Here is a 22,793-nt window from a genome sequence, read left to right on the forward strand (position 1 = left end):
GACCGCGATCCCTTTCCTTGCTGGTGTTCGCTGTTCCTACGGAGGCTGTATGACTTTCACACGTACCCCCGCTATGCGCCTGACGCTCTGTCTCGCAGCGCTTATGTTCATCTTGCCGGGGAGACTCTTCGCCCAGTCCGGCAACCAGGGAACTGTCACGGTTACAGTTCAGGACACGTCCGGGGCAATGATCCCTGGGGCCAAGCTCGAGCTTGTCGAGAATCAGTCCAACAGCGCCCGGAATGCCGCCACGGATTCCAAGGGCCTGTACACCTTCGTCAACCTGAGCATCGGAACCTACCGTCTCACGGTGACGCATGACGGCTATCAAACGAAGATCTACAGCAACGTGCTCGTGGACAGCTCCACAACCACCACGTTGACGGTTGCTCTGCCCGTGGGGGACATCTCCGAGACGGTGAATGTGAGTTCTCAGGCCAATGCATTGCTGCAGACCACATCGACCGAGGTGGGCACGGTCATCAACACGACCGACATCGAGAACCTTCCGATCTCCGGAAGAGCGATCTCCAGCCTGACGCAGTTGACGGCGGGCTACAACGGCACATGGAACGGTTTGCCCGAGCCGGCGGAAGGAACAAACATCGACGGCGCTGTTGGCAACAACGGCCGCACCAAGTACCAGGGCACGATCGCCACCGCTATCTCTCCACGGATCGAGTCTTTCGAGCAGGTCAGCGTGGTGACCGATGGTCTGAATCTCGGCAACGGATTTGGCACGGCGACGATGCAGCTGAACTACGTTTCGCGCCGCGGCAGCAACCAGTTTCATGGCCGCGCGTACTACGACTTCCGCAACGATGGCCTGAACGCGAATTCGTGGGTCAACGACGTCGCGGGTAACCGCAAGACCAAGCTCATCCAGCATGATTTTGGCGTGAGTATCGGCGGACCCATCTTCAGGGACAAGCTGTTTTTCTTCGGCACCTACGCGGAGTTCAAGCAGCCGGGAACGGCAACAACGACGAACAATATCTTCCCCACGTCGGTTGTGAACGGCAATTACACTTACACCGGGACGAACGGGCCGGTGACCGTGAACCTCTTCCAGTTGGCGGCAAAGTACAGCCCCGCGCTGCCCAGCGCGATCGACCCAGCGATCAATACTTTGATTCAGAACGCTCTGACTGCGTCGCAGGGGTTGGCGACCGCGCCTTACACCGACAAGAATCTGGTTGAGGTCTTGTTCAACGAACCGGGTGCGCAGACGCAGTACTACCCAGTGGCCCGGTTGGACTACAACATGAACCAGAAGGTCCGTATGTACCTGTCGTGGATCATGAGCCAGAGCAACCCGGTAGGCAGCTATCCCCCGCCATTTCCGGGCTCCTCGTTCGCCAGCCAAAATGGCAACAACTTTACGCGCAACTTCAACGGCAACTATGGTCTCGACTACATCATCACGACGAAGCTGATCAATCAGTTCAAGTTTGGGTTCATGTACAGCGATCAGCAGTTCGCTTCCACGGCGGCACCGAATTGGTTGACGACGCCGCCAGTCTTCTTCAACATGACGGGCGACAGCGCCAACCGCATGTCAGGTGTGAACTACACACTACCCAGCGGCTATGAGTATCCCGTCTTCAGCCTCTCGGACAGCATTACGTATGAGAAGGGGGCGCACAACCTGAACTTCGGCTTCCAGGGCTATCGCGAGCAGGACCACTACTACAACCCGCCGGTGGGCTTCCCGAACATTAACCTGGGCCTGGTTACAGGTGATCCAGCGCAGAACGCTTTCACGATCGGCACGAATGGGACATTGCCAGGGACGACGGCGGCCAGTAGCACGATTCAGTCGGAGGCGTGGCAGATCTATGCCATCCTTGCCGGCCGTATCTCCAGCGTTAGCGGAAGCAATGGCTATGACCCGGTGAAGCAGACTTATGCGGGGCACTCTTTCAACCTGGACGAGGTCGCGCTGGCGAGCGGCATCTGGGCGCAGGACTCCTGGAAGCTCCGTCATGACCTTACATTCAATTACGGTTTGCGATGGGACTTCGTGGTCGATCCGCATGATGTGAAGTCGGCGTACCATAATGCGCTGCTGGACAGCATCTACGGTCCGACCGCAGTTGGCCAGTTGTTTGCTCCTGGCGTGCTGGCTGGCAACCAGAACCCGGCATTCGTGCTGAATCCACGGCCGTTCCATGGCTTCTACAAGACGCCGCAACCGCAGGCGGCACTCAACTGGAGCCCTCGACCGGCGGCTGGAGGCTTCTGGCGTAAGGTATGGGGCGATGGGGCCAGTTCCATCCGCGCCGGCTTCGGTCTGCGTAACTTTACGCAGCCCTACCAGTTCTATTGGGATGCGGCCTCGGACCAGGCGTTGCTGTACTACCAGACGTTCGCTCTCACGGCGAACACCACTGGAGCGACAGGCACGTTTGCTCCTGGAGCGCTGACCTACGGCCAGGCGCTTCCGCCGTATGCCTTCAACCCTATAACCTTTCCGACGACGGCTCCGCTGGCGAACTTCACGTTCATCAACAGCGGCGTTCCAGTAGGGGGCATCAAGTCCAACATCCGCATGCCGTACACGGAGTCGTGGAACCTTGGCATCCAGCGCACACTCGCGCGCAACACAGTGCTGGAGGTGCGTTATAACGGCAATCGCACGATCCACAACTGGACCTCGCTCAACTACAACGAAGTGAACATCTTCGAAAACGGCTTTCTTACCGACTTCAAGAATGCGCAGTTGAATTACGCGGCCAGCGGCAACGCAAACTTCAGCGATGCCGGCCGTATCCACACGCCGATCATCGACGCGGCATTCACCAACACGCCGAGCGCCTACACCAATGCCACCTTCATTGGTTATCTGCAGCATGGAGCGGCCGGATCCTTCGCGCGTCAGCTGGCCGGCAACGGCCAGTCGACGCCGGCATACTTCTGCGCCCTGGTGGGTTCGGCCTTCGCTCCCTGTGGCGTGAACGCGAAGTTCACAGGCGGGGGTGCGGGGTATCCCATCAACTTCTTCCAGGCAAATCCCTATGCCGCTGGATCGAACACGAACTACATGACCGATGCGGGTTACTCCAATTACAACGGTCTGCAGGTGGACCTCCGCGAAGGCGGATGGCATGGTCTGCAGGGCGACTTCAACTACACGTACAGCAAGACGCTGGGCTTCGGCACCAACAACAACGACTATCTGGCTTCGGCCGACAACTTCTACACGCTGCGCAACCTGCACCTTGCCTATGTGCCGCAGTCGTTCGATGTGCGTCACGTGATCCATGGTTACGGCACCTATGAGCTTCCGTTTGGCCATCACAAGGCATTCCTCCACAGCAACACACTGGAGAATGAGGTCTTCGGCGGATTCACGCTGGGTTCGGTCATCACTTATCAAACGGGCTCTCCGTGGCTTCTCACAGGCGGCTATGACACCTTCAATCAATACGATGGTGGAGTTCAGCTGACCGGCACCACTGCCAAGGCCCTGCAGAGCCAGGTGGGTATCCATCATGTGGCGAGCCATACTACGGCGTTGGCCCTGAACCCATCGCTGTTCTCGGGTGGAGCGGCGGGCGGAACGGCGAACTACTCCACGATTGCGCCGAACACGACGCCGGGTACGATCGGCAGCATCGTCTGGCTCTATGGTCCGCACGCGTTCAACCAAAGTATGGAGCTGTCGAAGCTGATCCCGATCAAGGAAGGCATTGCACTGAACGTGCAGGCGGTATTCAACAACGTCTGGAACCATCCGACCTGGGGAACACCTTCGGGTACGATCCAGTCCACCAGCTTCGGTACATCGAGCATTCTGAACAGTGCTCGCCAGATCGAACTGCGCGCCAACATTACGTTCTAGGACAACAAAGAGGCTGTCCTTGGATGCAACCTTATCCTGGCTGATGCAGCGACGACCGTCGCTGCATCAGCTTTGTCCTGTTGAACCGGGAGCGAACCGGCCCCCGCGCACAGCACGAGGATCCACTGATGCATAGTAATCGCCGCGAATTTCTACAAGGAGCGGCCGTGCTGGCTGCCGCTGGCGCCGCTCCAACGCTGGCTCGCGCCGCAACGGTAACTCTGCCGCGGAGGGCGAAGCCTCTGCCGCTATCGGCTGTCAGGCTGCTGCCTTCCGACTATGCGACCGCTGTCGATGTGAACCGGCAGTACCTGCTGAGCCTCAGCGCGGATCGCTTTCTGCACAACTTCATGAAGTATGCCGGCCTCCCGCCGAAGGGAGAAATTTACGGAGGGTGGGAGAGCGATACCATCGCGGGCCATACGCTGGGGCATTATCTCTCCGCGCTGGCGTACACCTATCAGCAGACCGGAGATATGGCCTGCCGCGAACGTGGGGACTACATCGTTGCAGAGTTGGATCGAGCACAGCAGGCGCGTGGCACGGGATATGTCGGTGCGCTTGGCCGCAAGCAGAAAGGCGGCGTTATCGAAGATGGCGAGGTGATCTTCCACGAGGTGATGAAGGGTGACATCCGCTCGGGCGGATTCGACCTCAACGGCTCCTGGTCGCCGCTCTATACCGTGCATAAGCTGATGGCCGGCCTGCTGGACGTAGATGCTGCATGGGGCAATCCGACCGCGATCAAAGTCAATGTCGGCCTCGCCGACTATTTCTCGAAGGTCTTTGCCGCGCTGAGCGATGAGCAGATGCAGCAGATGCTCAACACGGAATATGGCGGCCTGAATGAGAGCTTCGCCGAGCTATCCGCACGCACCGGAGAGGGACGCTGGCTCGTGGCAGCGCAGCGCATCTATGACCGCAAGGTGCTGGACCCTCTGGAAGCCGGTCAGGATAAGTTGGCGAACTTTCATGCCAACACGCAGGTGCCGAAGCTGATTGGTCTTGCTCGCATTCACGAATTGAATGGCAAGCCCGAGCCTGGGAATGCAGCACTGTTCTTCTGGACTGCGGTGACCGAACATCACAGCTACGTGATCGGAGGAAATGCGGACCGTGAGTATTTCTCCGCGCCCGATACGATTGCCGCTCACATCACGGAGCAGACCTGCGAGCACTGCAACACCTACAACATGCTGAAGCTTACGCGGCATGTCTATAGCTGGAAGCCGGACGCCGCGTACTTCGACTACTACGAGCGTGCGCACCTGAATCATGTGATGGCCGCGCAGGATCCCGCGACGGGTGGCTTCACGTATATGACGCCGCTGATGACGGGATCGCGGCGAGGCTACTCCAGCCCGAAGCATGATGCGTTCTGGTGCTGCGTCGGCAGCGGCATGGAGAGCCACTCCAAGCATGGCGAGTCCATCTTCTGGGAGGGTGACGGCACGCTGCTGGTCAACCTGTATATTCCCGCCGAGGCGACATGGGCTACGCGCGGCGCGAAGCTGAAGCTCGAGACGAGATACCCGATGCAGCCGGAGTCGAAGCTCACACTCACCGAACTGCACAAGCCAGGGAGCTTTGCGATCGCACTGCGGGTTCCCGGTTGGGCGAAGGGCAAGGCGGTGCTCGCGGTGAATGGCCGCGCCGTGACGCCGGCGCTGGCGAATGGCTATGCTGTCGTGGATCGCCGCTGGAAGCAGGGCGATGTGGTGTCGATCACATTGCCGTTGGAGCTGCGCATCGAATCAACGCCGGGGGATGCGAAGACGATCGCTATTCTGCGGGGACCGATGGTGATGTCGGCCGATCTCGGCCCGGTGTCCAAGGAGTGGGACAGCACCGATCCGGCGATGGTGGGATCGGACCTGCTGGGGGGCTTCACGGCGATGCCTGCGGCCGAGCGTGTGGCGTATGAGACTCACGGTATTCTGCGACCAGCGGACCTGACGTTCGTGCCGTTCTACAGTCAGTACGAACGCCGCAGCGCGGTGTACTTCAAGCGCTTCACGGATGACGAATGGAAGGTGGAGGAGGCGGCGTTCGTGGCGGAGCAGGCGCATCAGCGCGATATCGCCGCTCGTTCCGTGGACGTGATGCATCTCGGCGAGATGCAGCCGGAGCGCGATCATAACCTCGTCTCCGAGATCAGTTATCCGGTGACCTATCGCGGCCGCAAGGGCCGCGACGCGCGCGCGGGCGGCTTCTTCGAGTTCACGATGCAGACCAAGCCTGGCCCGCTGGTGCTGCTGGCCACGTACTGGGGCGAGGAGCGCGGCAACAACTTCGATATTCTCGTGGACAACGTGCTGCTGTCCGCGCAGATGTTGAAGAACGATAAGCCGGGCAAGTTCTTCGACGTGGAGTATCCCGTGCCCGAGGCGCTGACCAAGGGCAAGACGAGCATCAAGGTGCGCTTTGTCCCGCACAGCCGGTCGACCGCGGGACCGGTCTTCGGCGTGAGGCTGTTTACGCAGAAGCCGGCGGAAGGAACGACAGGGAGCTAGAGCCTCTCTGGCAACAAAAGCCCGGGTCCGAGAATCCGGACCCGGGGCACTCGATTACCGAGTCGCAAGCTACGCCAGCGTCACCGATGCGGCGCCTGCTCCTAACGTGACGATCTTCTCTTCACCACGAATAAGTTTCACGCGGAATCTCTTCGGCTGTATGCGTGAACCCTTGGCGTGGCGCAGCGACAGCGTCTTCGTAGCATCGCTCCAACGCAGTGAGATTTCGGCGAAGTCGCCATGCTCGTAGGCGAAGCTCTGGCCGTCGTCCTCGTAGAGCGTGAAGCTGCCATCGGCTCCGGGATAGACGGTGATGGTCAGCGGCTCGGTGGAAGGTTCGTCGGCGTACTGCTTGACGGGACCGGTGGGGACGATAGCGCCTGCGCGGACGAGGAGCGGCATGGACTCAAGTGGAGCGTCGAGTGTGACGACGCGGCCACCTTCGAGGCTCTTGCCGGTCCAGAAGTCCCACCATTGGCCTGCGGGCAGGGTGAGCTTGCGCGAGGTCGCGCCGCGCTCAAAGACCGGTGCTGCCAGCAGCGAGGGCCCGAAGAGGAAGGCGTCAACGGTTGCCCAGGCTTCGGCGTCGCTGGGGAACGCCAGCCCCAGGCTGCGAATGATGGGCATGCCGGTGGTGTGCGTCTCGTAGGCAGAGGAGTAGAGATAGGGAAGCAGGCGGTAGCGTGTCTCGAGAAAGGTGCGGCAGATGGGCTCGACTGCGGCGTTGTGCAGGTCTTCGGGCTTGGGCAGGAAGTTGGCGGCGTTCGCTCCCATCTCGGAGGGGCCATAGCTTCCGGTGTCCCAACCCCACGGGCGGCGCAGTTGCCAGGTGCGGCCATGGCAGCGGAACGATGGGCAGAAGGCTCCGAATTGAAACCAGCGCACGAAGAGCTCCGCGGTGAACTCGCGCGTGGGTACGAAGCCGCCGATGTCTGTGCCCCAGTACGGAACGCCGTTCAGCCCGGCGTTGATGCCTTCCATGATCTGCGTCTCGAGAGTCTTCCAGGTCGAGTTGGTATCGCCGGACCACAGCCACCCCCAGCGCTGAATGCCCGCATAGCAGTTGCGATGCAGAGCGAAGGGTCTGCGATCGGGGCGAGTCTTGCGGCCTCCCTCCCAATACATGCGATTGCGGACCAGGCGCGAGGGTGTCGGCAACACGTCGCCTTCATCGGGCCACCAGCCATCGACACCGAGATGCACGAAGGGTTCATGTTGCATCCAGTAATTGGCGGCGTTGCCGGGGACGGTTGCGGCCGTCCCTGTGTCAGAGACGCGACCATGCAGGGTTTCGGGAGGGTTGACGACGTGCAGCACCACGTTGAAGTGCTGCTCATGGAACTCGCGCAGCTCCTGTTGTGGGGCAGGGAAGACGCCGCGATTGAAGACGAACGAACCGTGGCCGGTGTTCCAGCCAGAGGGGCAGAAGCCAGTGCCGAGGTAGATCATCGCGTCGCAGGGAAGCTTCTTCTCGCGGAAAGTGCGGGCTTCCGCGAGTATCTGGTCGCGGCTATCGAGCGTGCGATGCGACTGCTGGAAGCCGAATGTCCAACGAGCGGGAAGATGAGGATAGCCGGTGAGCTCGGCATACTGACGTAAGAGTTCGGTGGGAGTATCCCCGACGATGAGATAGATATCCTGCGCTCGCGCACCATCGCTGGGATGCCAGATGCCGCTGTCTCCTCTGAGATCGAGCTGGCCGGTAGGCAGGTGGAAGTACAGCCCCCAGCCCGTGCCCATGAGCCAGGGAATCGGGTTGCGCGCTCCGAAGATGCGGAGGTCGTCGCCGGCTCCATTGCGCATGATGTCCTTGGTTCCGCGACGGTCGAGGGGATGGGTCCCAGGCCCAAGGCCATAGACCGGAGCGGAGCCATACTCGAAGAGGACCTGGTTGCTTTCCGGATGAAACGTCAGCGTCTGCACAGGGCCGCGCTCGCGGTGTTGGACGCTGAGGCGCAACGGTCCGGTCTCCACACTCAGCTTGTACTCGCCCCAGTCTTCGCTATAAGGCTGCGCAGACTGATCGGAACGCTGCGTGTGCCTTGGCGTGACGGGGGCGCGCTCCACGAGGCTGCCATCGTCATAGTAGAGATCGATATCTTCCGCGACCGCGGCTACGGTGATGCGCAGCATGTGGGGCGTCACCGGAGTGAGTGTGAGCTGCATTCCTGCGTCGGCGGCGCGAATGGGCTGGGTGGCCGTTGGGTGGCTCGGCATGGAGGGTGCGGAGTGACCTGGCTCGGCGGCGGCTGCGGAGCCGGGCGTCAGCAGCGCACCCGCCGTAGAGGCCCCAGCGGCCTTCAGCATCTGACGGCGGGTCATGGAGGAGAAGGACGAGGGCATTGGGAGCTCCTTGTGCAGGCGCGGAGAGCGCTACGCGGGGAAGATGGCAATGTGGCATCAAGATATACGAATACCGATTTGTATACAAACTCGTAGACGTGTATAAAGGTCCAACACGCGGCAGATCCCATACGAAAGCGACCCACCTGGCCGCTCCCTTCGCTGGTCTTGCGCGTTATCTGCCCCCTGGGAGTGCGATATGTGTCGATCGTGGAGGAAGACTGTCAGCAGTCTGGCGATGGCGGCTTTGTTTGCGGGATCTGCGTGGGGCGCGGCCCCGGCTTCGGCTTCTGGATCGGTGGATGGGAGCCCGGTGATGCGGCCCATCCTCGAGCAGTACGCGGCCGATGGCATGGCGCTGCAGCGGACTTACCCGCTGGCGATCTCCACATCTCACATGGCCCGCTTTGCGAAGTTCTATGCGGATGAACTCGCATCTCTGAACGCTATTGATTTCGACCGTCTTTCGCATGAGGACCAGGTCGACTACGTGCTCTTTCGTAACTTGCTGGTCTCGCAGCAGCACCAGCAGGCGATCCAGCAGAAGCAAATCGAGGAGATGCTGCCACTGCTGCCGTTCGAAAAGAACGTGGAGGCGCTGCTGGACGCGAGGCGGGAGATGAAGACGCCGAATGCGGAAAAGACCGCGGCGACGCTGACGGAGATTGCGCGGCAGATTGAAGAGGTTCGCAAGGAGTACGATCCTTCGCCTCGTGGCCCGCGTGGGGCGGCGAAGACGGTTGATGCCGCGCCGGCAGCAGCGAAGCCAAAGGTCGATCCGGTTGTCGCCAACCGCGCTGTGAATGCCACCCGCCAGATCGGCATGGCGCTGCATGACTGGTTCGACCAGTACAACGGCTATGACCCGCTGTTTACCTGGTGGGCGGCGCAACCATTCAAGGATATGGATAAGTCGCTGACGGGCTACTCCGGGTTTCTGAAGGAGAAGCTGATCGGCATCGCGCCGGATGACAAGACGACGATCATCGGCGACCCCGTGGGCCGCGACGCTCTGTTGGCGGAACTGCAGGACACGATGATCCCGTACACGCCGGAAGAGCTCATCGCGATTGCACAGACCGAGTACGACTGGTGCATGAAGGAGATGCTGAAGGCGTCGCATGAGATGGGCTATGGCGACGACTGGCACAAGGCCGTCGAGAAGGTGAAGTCCATGCATGTGGAGCCCGGCGAACAGCCGGAGCTGATTCGCAAGCTCGTTGTCGAAGGCAGCGACTTTGTGAAGAAGAACGATCTCGTGACCGTACCGCCGCTGGCCGATGAGACGTGGCGCATGATCATGATGACGCCCCAGCGCCAGCTGGTGAACCCGTTCTTCACCGGCGGCAATGAGATCAGCGTGTCGTACCCAACGGATACGATGACCTTCGATCAGCGCGAGATGAGCATGAAGGGCAACAACATTCCCTTCGCCCACGCGACCGCGTTTCACGAGATGATCCCGGGCCACTTCCTGCAGTTCTACATGGCCTCGCGATATCACACGTATCGACGGCCATTCTCCACGCCGTTCTGGAGCGAGGGTAACTCGTTCTATTGGGAGATGGTGCTCTGGGACAAGGGCTTCGATCGCACTCCTGAGGAACGCGTGGGCGCGCTAGTGTGGCGCATGCACCGCTCCGCGCGCGTGATCTTCACGATGAACTTCCACCTAGGCAAGTGGACACCCCAGCAGTGTGTGCAGTTCCTCATCGATGCAGTAGGCTTCGAGCCGGACAACGCAACAGCCGAGGTGCGGCGTTCGTTCGATGGTTCGGTGGGACCCCTGTATCAGTGCGCGTACCTGATGGGCGCCCTGCAGTTCCGTGCGATGCGGCATGAGCTGGTGGACTCGAAGAAGATGACCGAGCGTCAGTTCCACGACGCGATTCTGCATGAGGGAGCGATGCCCCTCGAGATCCTGCGTGCCGATCTCGAGAACCAGAAGCTCAGCCGCGATTACAAGACAAGCTGGGAATACTACGGCGCGCATCCAACGCATCCGTAAGCGCCCTTCGTGTGGAAGCATGCTAGCGGCTCTAGAACCGAAAGGTGACGTGCACCATGGATCGACGCAGGTTTTTGCAGACGGTCGCTGCCAGCGCGGCGGCTGCCAATACCCTGGGCGCTATCGCTGAGCAGAAGGCCAGCAAACCCGCTCATGCCGCAGGCACGCTGGGCAGCGTGCCTGCGGGCAAGGTGGATGTTGCCGGGCACGCGTTGATGGCAAGCTTCACTCACAACGGCGAAAGCTGGAAGGCGTATGAGGATCTGCGTACACGCGACGGCGCGATCACATTCGTCTCGATCTCGGGACGTGCGCGTGTGATGCCCAAGAGCGCCGAGGCCAGTTTCGCTTCGGATGATCCGCAGCACCTTGGTCTCGACATCAAGGACATCGGTATGGCCGGTCCTGACTTACTTGCGGACAAGCTGCTGGAGCATGGCGATCCAAAGGAAGATGAGGTTCGTGCCGCCGCGCCTCCGATGCACTCGTCGCATCCGAAGACACCGAACCCTAACTATCGTCCAAGCTGGGACACCTTCGTGGGCACGCGCGAGTGCAGTGACACGATGCCGGTGTTTCCCAGCGGCAACACGCGAACTTACCATCCGGTGCAGTACTTCAAGGAGCTCACTCAGGAGCGTTCCAACGAACGTCATGATGGCCTGATTGGCGGCTGGATGCCGGCAGTGCGCAAGGTGATGCCGGCTGATAATGGCGGCCACTATGAGATTGTCGTCTTCGGCGATGTGCTGGCGAAGGGTCGCTTCATCGTGCAGACATGGCATCGTATGGCGCATGTGCAGGATGGCAAGGTCGTGAAGGTGGAGTACGGCTACAGCTATCCGGCGTACACGCGGCGGCGTCAAGATCCGAAGCCCGAGGAGTTCTTTCAAGCTCTGCTGGTCTTTGCCGAATACTGGGAGCATCAGCTTCGCGACATGAGCACGATCACGCTGCCCGATGCGAGTTGGACCAACATGGCACGCTATGCCTTCGTGAAGGAGTTGATGGTGCGCCCGGGTGGCGTGTATCCCAAGTACGGCGCGGTGGATCGCGACTACTACGGCTCGGAGTATGACGGGTTCCAGGACATCTTCACGATGTCCTTCTACGCGAACATGGAGTGCGGGCGGCTGGAGCTGGCGCGCGAGGTCTTCGAGAATTACTTCTCCGACTTCACCGATAGCAAAGGCATGGTCAACATGCGGGGTCCGGAGACGGCGCAGTATGGGCTGACGTTGCTGCTGATCGCGCAGTATTACGGGGCCACTGGCGATCGCGCGCTGCTGACGAAGCATCGCGAGAAGATCGAGGCCATCGCCACAATGCTTGCCGAGCTTCAGGACGAAGCGCTCGCGCTGCCTGAAAGCGACCGTGGTCACGGGCTCATCCACGGCTGGTGTGAGTCCGATGCGTGTCTCTCGCCCGATCCTTCTGTGTGGTGGAAACCGTACTACGCGAACAGCGCGTTTGCGGTGCGTGGGTGGCGCGAACTCGCGACGACATGGCGCACTCTGGGCTTTACGGCGAAGACTGCCGACTGGGAGAAGCGCGCCGATCGTCTGCAGGAGACGCTGCTGAAGAGCCTTGACGCCAACACGCGCGTCGACATGAAACCGGCCTATGTGCCGCTGCTGCCTGGGTCGCAATATACCTTCCGCGAGGCGCTCGAGAAGGAGCATCCCAGCGAGCAACAATGGCCACATCGCTGCTACGCGGAGCTGCTGCAGGCTAACGTGTTGCCGGAGGCGAAGGCGAATGCGGTCATCGACACGATGCGGGCGTATGGAGCGACGACGGTGGGTGTCGTAGCGAACGTGGGGCGGGCGAATCCTAACGGGCGTGCGATCCTCGGCTTCATTTCGTATGGCTATGCGCAGATGCTGCTACGCCTGGGCCGCATCGAGGAGTACATCCTTTTCCTGTACGCGCATCGTTATCACGATCACACGCGCGGCAGCTGGACGGCGGGTGAGGTCTCCGGGATCACCGGTGGCGGGGCGATCTTCTGCATCCCCGCGCAGCAGACGATTCCTCTGCTGGTGCGCTGGATGCTGGTGTTTGAAGATAGCGACAAAGACCAGCTGCATCTCGGCCGTGCCATTCCGAGGGAGTGGATCGCTACCGGTAAGGCGATTGCGATGGAGCAGGCTCCTACGCGCTATGGCCGCGTGAGTTACAAGCTCGAGTCGCGCGGCGGCGACATGCTGGTTGCCACGGTGACGTTGCCGGCGAGCGGCAAGCTACCGAAGGAGATGCACGTGAGCTTCCGCGCGCCGGAAGGGAAGAAGCTGGCGAGTGTTCTTGTGAACGGGAAACCCGGTACAGTGGGCGGTACGCATCGTGAGGCCGCGGTCTTTGCTCCCAACGGTGTTCGTCACTTCGAGGTCGTCGCGACGTTAGCGTAGTTGACGCGAGAGCAGGCAGGTTCACCAGGAGGCACAGCGTTTGAGCGCAGAGATTCATTCCATGCAGGCGGAGACGAGCGGCGAAGGTGGAGAGTTCCAGAGAGCCTTGGGTCTCTTCGACTCTGTGATGATCGTCTCGGGCATCATGGTGGGCTCTGGCATTTTCATTGTGAGCGCAGAGATCACACGGCAGGTCGGCTCGGCGGGCTGGCTGCTGGTTGCGTGGGTCATCACGGGTGTGCTCACGGTGGCGGCGGCGCTGAGCTACGGCGAACTGGCGGCGATGATGCCCCGCGCCGGCGGCATGTATGTCTACCTGCGCGAGGCCTTCTCGCCGCTGGTGGGCTTCCTCTATGGCTGGACACTGCTCACGGTGATCCAGACAGGCACGATCGCCGCGGTGGCGATTGCCTTCGCGCGCTTTGCCGGAGTGATCTTCCCTGGGATCAGCGAATCGAACTACCTCGTCGCGCCGATCAATCTGCTGCCTGGTTATGCGGTTTCGCTTTCCACGGCGCAGGCACTTGCGCTGGGTATCATTCTGTTGATCGCGGTAGTGAACTGCTATGGGGTGCGCTGGGGCAAGCTCATCCAGAACGTCTTCACGGTCGCCAAGCTGTTGGGAATGGTGTTGCTGCTTGGACTCGGTGGTTATGCGGCGCTGCACTCCTCCGCTGTGTTGCGTGCCAACTTTGCCGATGCGTGGACGCCACATGCGACAGCGCAGATTGGGGCGACGAACGTCGCAACCCTCTTCGGCATGATCATTGCGTTGTGCGTCTCGCAGACCGGTTCATTGTTCTCCGCGGATAGCTGGCATGACATCACCTTCGTTGCGGGTGAGGTGCGGCGACCGGAGCGCAATTTGCCCCTGTCGCTGGCTCTGGGCACCTCGCTGGTTATCGTGCTCTACCTGCTGTGTAACCTCTGCTATCTTGCGGTGCTTCCGGTGCATGCCATTCAGACGGCGCCCTCGGACCGTGTGGCCACTCTGGTGGTGGATACCGTGTTGCCGGGAGTGGGGAAGCTCGCGATGGCCGTGCTGATCATGGTCTCCACCTTTGGCACGGTGAACGGCATTACGCTGGCGGGCGGACGGGCCTGTTATGCCATGGCGCAGGACGGGCTGTTTTTCCGCAGTGCGGGGCGGTTGAACCGGCAGGGCGTTCCCGCCTCTGCCCTGATGATGCAATGCGCGTGGGCGCTGGTGCTGGTATTGCCCCGTACTTATGACGCGGCGACTCGCACCTACGGCAATCTCTATAGCAACCTGCTGGACTATGTCATCTCCGCAGCCCTGATCTTCTATATCCTGACCGTGTTCGCGATCTTCCGGCTGCGCCGCACGCAGCCGCATGCTGTCAGGCCCTATCGCTGCTGGGGCTACCCATGGCTGCCGGCGCTGTACATCGTGGGAGCGACCATCGTGCTCGTAGTGCTCTTCGCCTATCGCACGGCAACGACCTGGCCGGGGTTATTTATCGTGCTGAGCGGGGTGCCGGTCTATTGGCTGCTTCGTCGCCGGGCACAGGATGCCTGAGCCTTTCGCCGCAATGTATCTGGAACCGGCTGGAGGTCAGTACACGACTGGCGCACCCCTTCGCATACAGTTTTGCGTTTCAGTCGTGTGATAATAGGTGTTTCCGGGCAATAGACCGCGAGCATCATGACAACGAAGACGAGCAAGAAGTCCGCCTCTGCGAAGAACCCACGAGCGAAGGCCGAGCACGGCACGAGCCTCATCACAGCGTTTCGCGATATCCGCGAGTTGATCGTTCACGGGCGACTGTCTCCCGGGACGTGGATTCTCGAAGCCGATCTCGCCGAGCGGCTGAACATGAGCCGCACCCCTGTGCGTGGGGCCATCCACTGGCTGCAGCGCGAGGGATATGTGCTGGAGCATCGTAACGTCAGCAAGTCGCGCATGATTGTTGCTCCGCTGACGAAGGAAGATGCCAATGAGCTGTACATGATCATTGGCAGCCTCGAGGGCATCGCCGGCCGCGGCGTCGCGCAACTTCCGGAGGCACAACGCAAGCAGATCGCCGCGCAGCTCAGCGCGCTCAACGGACGCCTGAGTGCGATCGCCAGCGGACAGAGCGGGCATCCGGGGGAGATCTTCGAGATCGACCGCGACTTTCATCGCCTGATCATCAAGTACGGCGCCGGACCGCGCCTGACTACGCTGCATGGCGGTATCGAGCCGCAGACGGAGCGCTACTGGAGGCTCTATGCGAGCTCCATCATCAAGGACCTCCATACCTCCGTGGAGGAGCACAAGGTGGTGATCCGCGGGGTTTTGGCGGCAGATCCGGATGTGGTGGAGGTCGGCCTGAAGCAGAACTGGCTGAAAGGCGCCGAGCGTCTTGCCCACGTGATCGATATCTTCGGTGAGCGCGGGAGCTGGTAAACGCCGGCAGCGAGACATGATCGAGATACGGCAGCCCTGGTGGGCTGCCTTTTTCTTTGACATTTTGAGTGCAGCGAACTTTTTTCTTTCCAGTCTTATGCCCGCGCTGATATATACAAAAAAGTATTCATTATTCTCCGGGCCCTGGAGCTCAGAGTCTCTCGCTCCTTCTGAACCAGCAGATCCGGGAAGCACGTACCGGTCTCTTTGGAGTTGCCATGAAGTTCCGCTCGAGCTCTTGCTCATCGCTCTTTGTCTTTGCCGCGCTCCTCACCGTTGGCTCGGTGGGCGCTATAGCGCAGGACCTCAATGGCTATTGGGACGTACGTACACCGCAGCCCAATGGGGATGGGACGTTTCGCGAGACGTATTTCCATATCCAGCAGAGCGGCGAGACGATCTCCGGCGAACTCATACGGCGTCCGACTGGAATTCCGATCGCGGGCACCTTCCAGGGCGGTGCGATTCATTTCGTCACGGTTCCACCACCGCCGCCACCACCGCCGCTCGGACAGCCACCGCGTCGCCAGATGCCGCCCATCACGTATGACGGGACTCTCGAAGGCGGCAAGCTGATGCTGACGACGCAGGGACGCATGGGCGAGATTCACGCGGTCGGCGAGAAGGTGACGAAGGAGGCGACGGAGCCTCCGGCTCCGCTGCCGCTGCCGGCGCTCAAGACGCTGCCGGATAACGGCCTCGCGAAGACTCCTCCGATGGGCTGGAATAGCTGGAACAAGTTTGCCGGCCGCGTAGACGATGCGTCGGTGCGGGGCATGGCGGACGCAATGGTCGCCAGCGGCATGCGCGATGCGGGCTACGTGTATATCAACATCGACGACACGTGGGAGCTGGGCCGGGACGCGCAGGGCAATCTCATCCCGAACAAGAAGTTTCCGGATATGAAGGCGCTCGCGGATTATGTGCACTCGAAGGGATTGAAGATCGGGATTTACTCTTCGCCGGGGCCAAAGACGTGCGCGGGCTATGAGGGCAGCTATGGCCACGTGGCGCAGGATGCGAAGACCTTCGCTGCGTGGGGCATCGACTACCTGAAGTACGACCTGTGCAGCGACCTCGACGTTTACAAGGACGATGCTCCGACGCTACAGGCCATCTACCAGGAGATGGGCGAGGCGTTGCAGGCCACGCATCGGGCGATCGTCTATAGCCTTTGCGAGTACGGCCGCGCCCAGGTCTGGACGGGCTGGGGAGACGCGTCCGGCGGGAACCTGTGGCGCACGACCGGTGACATCAGCGATCGCTGGGAGTCGATGGACCGCATCGGCTTCGGGCAGCTCAAGCTGGCTGGCTATGAGAAGCCCGGACACTGGAACGATCCGGACATGCTGGAGATCGGCAACGGTGGTATGACGGCCGATGAGTACCGCACGCACATGAGCTTGTGGTCGCTGCTGGCCGCGCCGCTGATTGCAGGCAATGACCTGCGCTCGATGACCGACGAGACGAAGAGCATCCTGCTCAACCGCGAGGTGATCGCCGTCGATCAGGATCCGAACTACAAGCCGGTTGCCTCGGTCTCGAGCAAGGATGGGCTTGAGGTGTTGATGCGGCCGCTTGCGGATGGATCGGTGGTGGTGGGGCTCTTCAACCGCACCGGTTCGGCAGCGGAGATGTCGTTCCCGAAAGCAAGCCTACCGGCGTCTCTCGCGGGAAAGAAGCTCACGCTGCGTGACCTGTGGAAGCATGAAGCCGCGTCGATGACAGGCGAGAGCCTGACGGCGACGGTGCCGACGCACGGCGTGGTTCTGGTGAAGATCAGCGCGAAGTAGATTGTTGCAGGATGGCGGAATGGGCGTCTGTGCCGTAGAAAGGATCGGATCGTGCCGTCTCTGCCCGCGTATTTGAGGTTGTCCATCGGTGAGGCCGCCGCCTGGTTCGCGGCGGCCATTTTTTTGCCGTTGTGCGCTGCGCAGACGGGAGCACCGACGCCTACGATCCTCCATACCGGTGGCAATCCGATTCTCTCCGATGGATCGTATTACTCAGCTGATCCCGCGCCCGTGGTTGCGGGCGACACGCTGTACATCCTCGCGGGACGCGATGAAGCTGCGCCGAACCGCAATGACTTCGTGATGAACGAGTGGCAGATCTTCGCCACAAAGGATGTGGCGTCGCATACGTGGCAGCACTATCCTAATATTCTTCGGCCGGAGTCTCTCTTTGCATGGTCGAAGCCTGGGCATGCCTATGCCGGGCAGATCATCGAAGGCCCGGATCACCGGTTCTACCTGTATGCGCCGGTGCAGGAGGGCCAGCGTGAGCATCGCGATCCTTTCGTCATTGGCGTTGCGGTGGCGGACAGCCCGCTGGGACCGTGGAAGGATGCGCATTCTGCGGGTCCGATCGTCTCGCAGTCTCTGCCCGAGCCCAACAATATCCAGAACATCGACCCGACGGTGCTGGTGGATGACGATGGCCGCGTGTATCTCTACTGGGGCACCTTCGGTCAGCTTCGGGGTGTTGAGCTCGAGCGCGACATGGTGACGCCGAAGGGCCCGGTGGTGACGGTGAAGTCGCTGACGGGCTTCTTCGAAGCTGCATGGCTGATGCGGCGTGGGGATACTTATTACATGGTCTATGCCGACAACCAGGCTGGACCGAACTCGCCCTGCACGCCCGCGATCTATCACGCGTGCATTGCCTACGGCACGGCGCCTACGCCGCTGGGCCCATGGACGTACCAGGGAGTGATCCTCGATCCTGTGTCGTCCACGACGTCGCATCCGGGCGTGATCCAGTTCAAGGGGCAGTGGTACCTCATCTATCACACGGCGGATGCTAAGGATGGCGGCCACTTCCGCCGCAGTGTGGCGATCGACAAGCTGGAGTGGGACGACAGCGTGAGGCCTGCGCGGATGCTGAAGGTGAAGCCGACGCATGAGCCGCAGCCTCCGCCGCAAGCGACGCGCAACGTCGCGATGGCCGCCTATGCGGCGGCGAGCAATGATCCCGTGCCGGTGCAGTACTGGATCAAGGCGCTGAACGACGGCATCGTTCGAGCGAATCCGTTGCCGCCGGATATGTGGGGAAGCTGGTCGAGGAACAATCCGCCCAGCCAGTGGATCGAGTATGCGTGGTCGAAGCCGGTGAAGCTGAATGGTGCGCGCATTGTCTTCTGGGGCGATCATCCGGCAGGAGCGGCGGAAGGCGTCGCTCCCCCGGCCAGCTGGCGGCTGGAGTATCTGGCGCATGGGGTATGGACGCCGGTCCCGCGGCCGAGCGTCTATCCGACGCAGCCCATGCGTCGTTTCCTCGATGTGAGCTTTGCTCCGATCCGCACGCAATGCCTGCGCGCGGTCTTCGAGGCGTCGGGCCAGGACGGCAAGTATGCCGCGGTCGCGGTGGAGGAGTGGGAGGCGCTGACGCCCAAGGCGGAGTTGCCCTCCCGCCGTCCGGCGCCGCCTGCGGATGCCAGCGTCTGCCGAGGCGCCGGCGCGCGAGAAGACAAAAAATGACGGACAGGTGCGTCTAATAAAAATACTTTTACGTATACTTCTTCGTGTCCCTCACATTCTCGCGATGCCTTCGCCTGTCCCCATCGAAGCTCTGTCTTCGGCGTATCGGTAGGCACCGCAAAGGAGCCCTTCCTCCGATGAACTTCGCCGGCCGCCTTGTTCTTTCGCTTCTACTTGGTGCTCCGCTTTCCGCTACGCTGCACGCGCAGGGAACGCTGGCTGATTATCAGCGCGCCCATGACCTGCAGGAGAAGGCGCGCGACCTCGTGGTGAATGTTCCCGGTCCCGCGCATTGGATCGGCGACACACACCGGTTCTGGTACGCGCATACGGTGAAGGGCGGCACGGAGTATCTGCTGGTGGACGCGGATGCGGCGAGCAAGAAGCCAGCGTTCGATCAGGAGAAGCTGGCAGAGGCCGTCAACAAGGCTGCGGGAACACATTACACGGCGCTGAAGCTTCCGTTCGAGCCCACGCTGGCGCAGCGTGGCGGCGGAGCTCGTCCTGCGGCGAGTGCACAACAGAGCGCGCCCCTTACCTTTGTGGAGGAGGACAAGGCGATCACCTTTGGCGAGGCCGGCTCGATGTATCGTTGCGATCTCGCGGCCTACACTTGCACGAAGACCGGGCCGATTCCCGCGGGAGGTCCTGGACGCGGGATGGCGAGTGAAGATGAGGATCTGAACCCCGAGGAGGTCAGTCCTGAGGGGCCGGGCGGAGATCCGATGGATGGGCTGGCATGGCAGCCGCCTGCGCCACAGGAGGGAGATAACGGACGGCTCAGCCGTCTGCCGCGTGCCTGTGCGGTCAGCAAGGATGAGCCCGCGCGCGGACAGGGCCGTGGAGCTTCTGCCCTGGCCCAGCCTGCACGGCTCGGCGTCGGTTCGCAGTTCGGCGGGCAGCTTCCAGCGACGCCCCCAGCAACGTGCGATTCCTTCGACGGCAAGTGGCAGGCCTTCATCCAGGACTTCAATGTCTTCCTGAAGCCGGTGGGCAAGGGCGAGGCTGTGCAGCTGAGCTTCGATGGCTCGGAGAATAACTACTACTCGCTGCGGACTGTGGCCTGGTCGCCGGACTCGACGAAGATCGTGGCGTATCACACGCGCCCCGGATTCGATCGCGAGGTGATGTACATCGAGTCCTCGCCAAAGGATCAGCTGCAGCCGAAGCACACGACCGTGCACTATGCGAAGCCCGGCGATCCGGTGGACATCGCGTATCCAGTGCTCTTCGATGTGGCTTCGCGCAAGGGGATTGAGATCGACCGGTCACTCTTTCCGAATCCGTATGACATCACCCCTCCGGTGTGGTGGAAGGATGGCCGCGGCTTCACCTTCGAGTACAACCAGCGTGGTCATCAGGCCTACAAGGTAATCGAGGTGAGCGCGGCGACCGGCACGCCCCGCGCACTCATTGATGAAGAGACGAAGACCTTCTTCTACTACAGCAACCTTGGGCCGGGGCTCTCGGCGGGACGCAAGTATCGCTTCGACGTGAACGACGGCAAGGAGATTCTCTGGGCCTCTGAGCGCGATGGATGGGAGCACCTTTACCTCTACGACGGCGCAACCGGAAAGGTGAAGAACCAGATCACCAAGGGTGACTGGCTCGTTCGCGAGGTCGCGTGGGTGGATGAGGCGAAGCGGCAGGTCTGGTTCGCCGCGGGCAGTAGCGTGCCCGGACAGGATCCATACTTTACGCAGTATTACCGGATCAACTTCGATGGCACGGGGCTGACGCGCCTGACGGATGCCGACGGCATGCATACTGCGGTGTTCTCTAAGGACCATGCGTTCTATGTCGATACCTGGCAGCGCGTGGACGTTGCTCCTGCCGCGGAGCTTCGCCATAGCGAAGACCACAAGCTCGTACTCGCACTGGATAAGGGGGACACGTCCGCGCTGCTCGCCGCGGGCTTCCGTTCTCCCGAGGTTTTTGTGGCCAAGGGACGCGACGGCAAGACGGATATCTGGGGCACGATCACGAAGCCTCTGAACTTCGATCCCTCAAAGAAGTATCCGGTCCTCGAGAACATTTATGCGGGGCCGCAGGGATCGTTCGTGCCGAAGACATTCAGCGCCGTGGCGCCGGACCAGGGGCTGGCGGAGCTTGGCTTCATCGTGGTGCACATCGATGGCATGGGCACCAGCAATCGCTCCAAGGCCTTCCATGATGTGGCGTGGAAGAACCTCGGCGATGCGGGCTTCCCGGATCGCATCTTGTGGCACAAGGCAGCTGCCGCGAAGTATCCCTGGTACGACGCCACGCGGGTGGGTATCTTCGGCACTTCGGCTGGAGGACAGAACTCGCTGGGCGCCATGCTGTTCCACCCGGAGCTCTACAAGGTAGTGGTGACGAACAGTGGTTGCCACGATAACCGCATGGACAAGATGTGGTGGAACGAGCAGTGGATGGGGTACCCGATCGGCCCGCAGTATGAGGCCGCGTCGAACGTCGTCAATGCAAGCAAGCTGCAGGGACGCGCGCTGATCATCATCGGTGAGATGGACTCGAACGTGGACCCCGCGTCCTCGCTGCAGGTGGTTAACGCGCTGGTGAAGGCGCACAAGCACTTCGACATGATGTACGTCCCGGGGCAGAACCATGGCGTGGGCATCCTCGCCAGCGAGCATTATCGCGACGACTATTTCGTGCACTATCTCCTCGGTGTCGAGCCGCCCGATTGGAATAAGGTCGCTCTCAAGGAAAACAAGGAAGACCACGAAGAGGCGGGGCAGTAGCGGAGGCTCGACAGGTGCTATTGAAGCGGAGCCTGGGAAGTGAAGGTGCGGAGGTCGCAGCCATTGGGCTGGGGACCTTCAGCTTCTCTCATGCGTATGGTCGAGCAGATGCGACGGAGTCACGCCGCACGCTCGATCGGGCACTGGAACTCGGCTGCACCTTGTTGGACACCGCAGACAGCTATGGTGGCGGAGAGAATGAGCGGTGGCTGGGCGAGATGCTGGTGGGTCGCCGTGATGCGGTGGTGTTGGGGACCAAGGTCGGGCTGGTATGCGACTCCTCCGGCAAGGTGGTTGAGCGTAACGGCACCCCAGAGTATCTGGGTAAGGCTATTGACGCGAGCCTGCAACGTCTGCGCACCGATGCGCTGGATCTCTGCACGCTGCATCGTGTTGACCCGCGTATTCCTATCGAGGAGAGCGTCGGCGCGCTTGCCGAGGCTGTAACTGCAGGCAAGGTCCGGAGCATTGGACTTTCGGAGGTGACGTCGACGGAGTTATTGCGAGCACAGGCCGTCCATCCCATTGCGGCGGTGCAATGCGAGTATTCGCTTTGGACGCGCGAGCCGGAATGCGAACTTATTCCGCTCACAGCGAGACTTGGCTTGGCCTTCCTCGCATTCTCCCCGTTGGGACGCGGGCTGTTCGCTGCTTCTCCTGGATCGATTGCGCTTGAGCAAGGAGACTTTCGTGGCTCACTGCCTCGCTTCCAGGGGGAGAATTTCCAAAGAAATACTGAGCTCGCCGCAGCCGTTCACACTCTGGCGGGACGCAAGAATGGCACGAGCAGCCAGGTGGCTCTCGCGTGGGTATTACAGGCCTCGCCGAATATGTTTGCTATTCCAGGCACACGCACGGTGAAGCATCTTGAAGAGAACTTTGGAGCTCTCGACATCGAGCTGACGAAGAGCGAGAGGGAAGAGCTCGATCGCGTCTTTGCCCCGCAGAACATTGCGGGGGAGCGATATGCGGAAGATTCGATCTTTGCGCCAACTCGCGATTCTTAGAACAGACGACGCCATGCTCCGCATAGAGCGAGGAAGGGAT

The 22,793-nt window shown here is 61.3% G+C and carries 11 protein-coding genes; 10 read left to right on the top strand and 1 reads right to left on the bottom strand.

Annotated elements, in window-relative coordinates:
• Positions 1 to 49: 49 nt before the first annotated feature.
• Both AC5E6W_RS09245 and AC5E6W_RS09250 read left to right on the top strand, forming a co-directional pair.
• Positions 50 to 3,844, top strand: coding sequence for an outer membrane beta-barrel protein (locus AC5E6W_RS09245; RefSeq protein ID WP_491751996.1), 3,795 nt, complete (start codon positions 50 to 52; stop codon positions 3,842 to 3,844).
• Positions 3,845 to 3,972: 128 nt separating this feature from the next.
• Positions 3,973 to 6,357, top strand: a complete 2,385-nt coding sequence (locus tag AC5E6W_RS09250; RefSeq protein ID WP_491751997.1) for a beta-L-arabinofuranosidase domain-containing protein — start codon at positions 3,973 to 3,975, stop codon at positions 6,355 to 6,357.
• Positions 6,358 to 6,426: 69 nt separating this feature from the next.
• Here the strand turns inward: AC5E6W_RS09250 and AC5E6W_RS09255 are convergent, their stop codons facing one another.
• The gene (locus AC5E6W_RS09255) at positions 6,427 to 8,700 is read right to left on the bottom strand and encodes a TIM-barrel domain-containing protein (protein ID WP_491751998.1); all 2,274 of its coding nucleotides are present in this window, start codon (positions 8,698 to 8,700) and stop codon (positions 6,427 to 6,429) included.
• A gap of 238 nt (positions 8,701 to 8,938) precedes the next feature.
• Here AC5E6W_RS09255 and AC5E6W_RS09260 point away from each other — a divergent pair, with 238 nt between their 5' ends.
• The 8 genes from AC5E6W_RS09260 (at position 8,939) to AC5E6W_RS09295 (ending at position 22,753) form a co-directional block, all read left to right on the top strand.
• The gene (locus AC5E6W_RS09260) at positions 8,939 to 10,708 is read left to right on the top strand and encodes a DUF885 family protein (protein WP_491751999.1); all 1,770 of its coding nucleotides are present in this window, start codon (positions 8,939 to 8,941) and stop codon (positions 10,706 to 10,708) included.
• Positions 10,709 to 10,764: 56 nt separating this feature from the next.
• A complete protein-coding gene (locus AC5E6W_RS09265; RefSeq protein WP_491752000.1) occupies positions 10,765 to 13,116 on the top strand; it encodes a glucosidase family protein in 2,352 nt (783 codons plus the stop codon).
• Positions 13,117 to 13,156: 40 nt separating this feature from the next.
• Positions 13,157 to 14,656 (top strand): APC family permease, encoded by a 1,500-nt coding sequence (locus tag AC5E6W_RS09270; protein ID WP_491752001.1) that lies wholly within the window; start codon positions 13,157 to 13,159, stop codon positions 14,654 to 14,656.
• A 126-nt stretch (positions 14,657 to 14,782) separates the two neighbouring features.
• The gene (locus tag AC5E6W_RS09275) at positions 14,783 to 15,526 is read left to right on the top strand and encodes a GntR family transcriptional regulator (protein WP_491752002.1); all 744 of its coding nucleotides are present in this window, start codon (positions 14,783 to 14,785) and stop codon (positions 15,524 to 15,526) included.
• A gap of 218 nt (positions 15,527 to 15,744) precedes the next feature.
• Positions 15,745 to 17,319, top strand: a complete 1,575-nt coding sequence (locus AC5E6W_RS09280) for a glycoside hydrolase family 27 protein (protein WP_491752003.1) — start codon at positions 15,745 to 15,747, stop codon at positions 17,317 to 17,319.
• Positions 17,320 to 17,370: 51 nt separating this feature from the next.
• Positions 17,371 to 19,005, top strand: a complete 1,635-nt coding sequence (locus tag AC5E6W_RS09285) for a family 43 glycosylhydrolase (RefSeq protein ID WP_491752004.1) — start codon at positions 17,371 to 17,373, stop codon at positions 19,003 to 19,005.
• Between the two features lie 137 nt (positions 19,006 to 19,142).
• Complete coding sequence (locus AC5E6W_RS09290) at positions 19,143 to 21,746, top strand: DPP IV N-terminal domain-containing protein (RefSeq protein WP_491752005.1); 2,604 nt, start codon at positions 19,143 to 19,145, stop codon at positions 21,744 to 21,746.
• Positions 21,747 to 21,766: 20 nt separating this feature from the next.
• On the top strand, positions 21,767 to 22,753 hold the full coding sequence (locus AC5E6W_RS09295; RefSeq protein ID WP_491752006.1) for an aldo/keto reductase: 987 nt from the start codon (positions 21,767 to 21,769) through the stop codon (positions 22,751 to 22,753).
• Positions 22,754 to 22,793 lie beyond the last annotated feature (40 nt).

It is taken from the genome of Bryocella sp. (assembly GCF_058498515.1).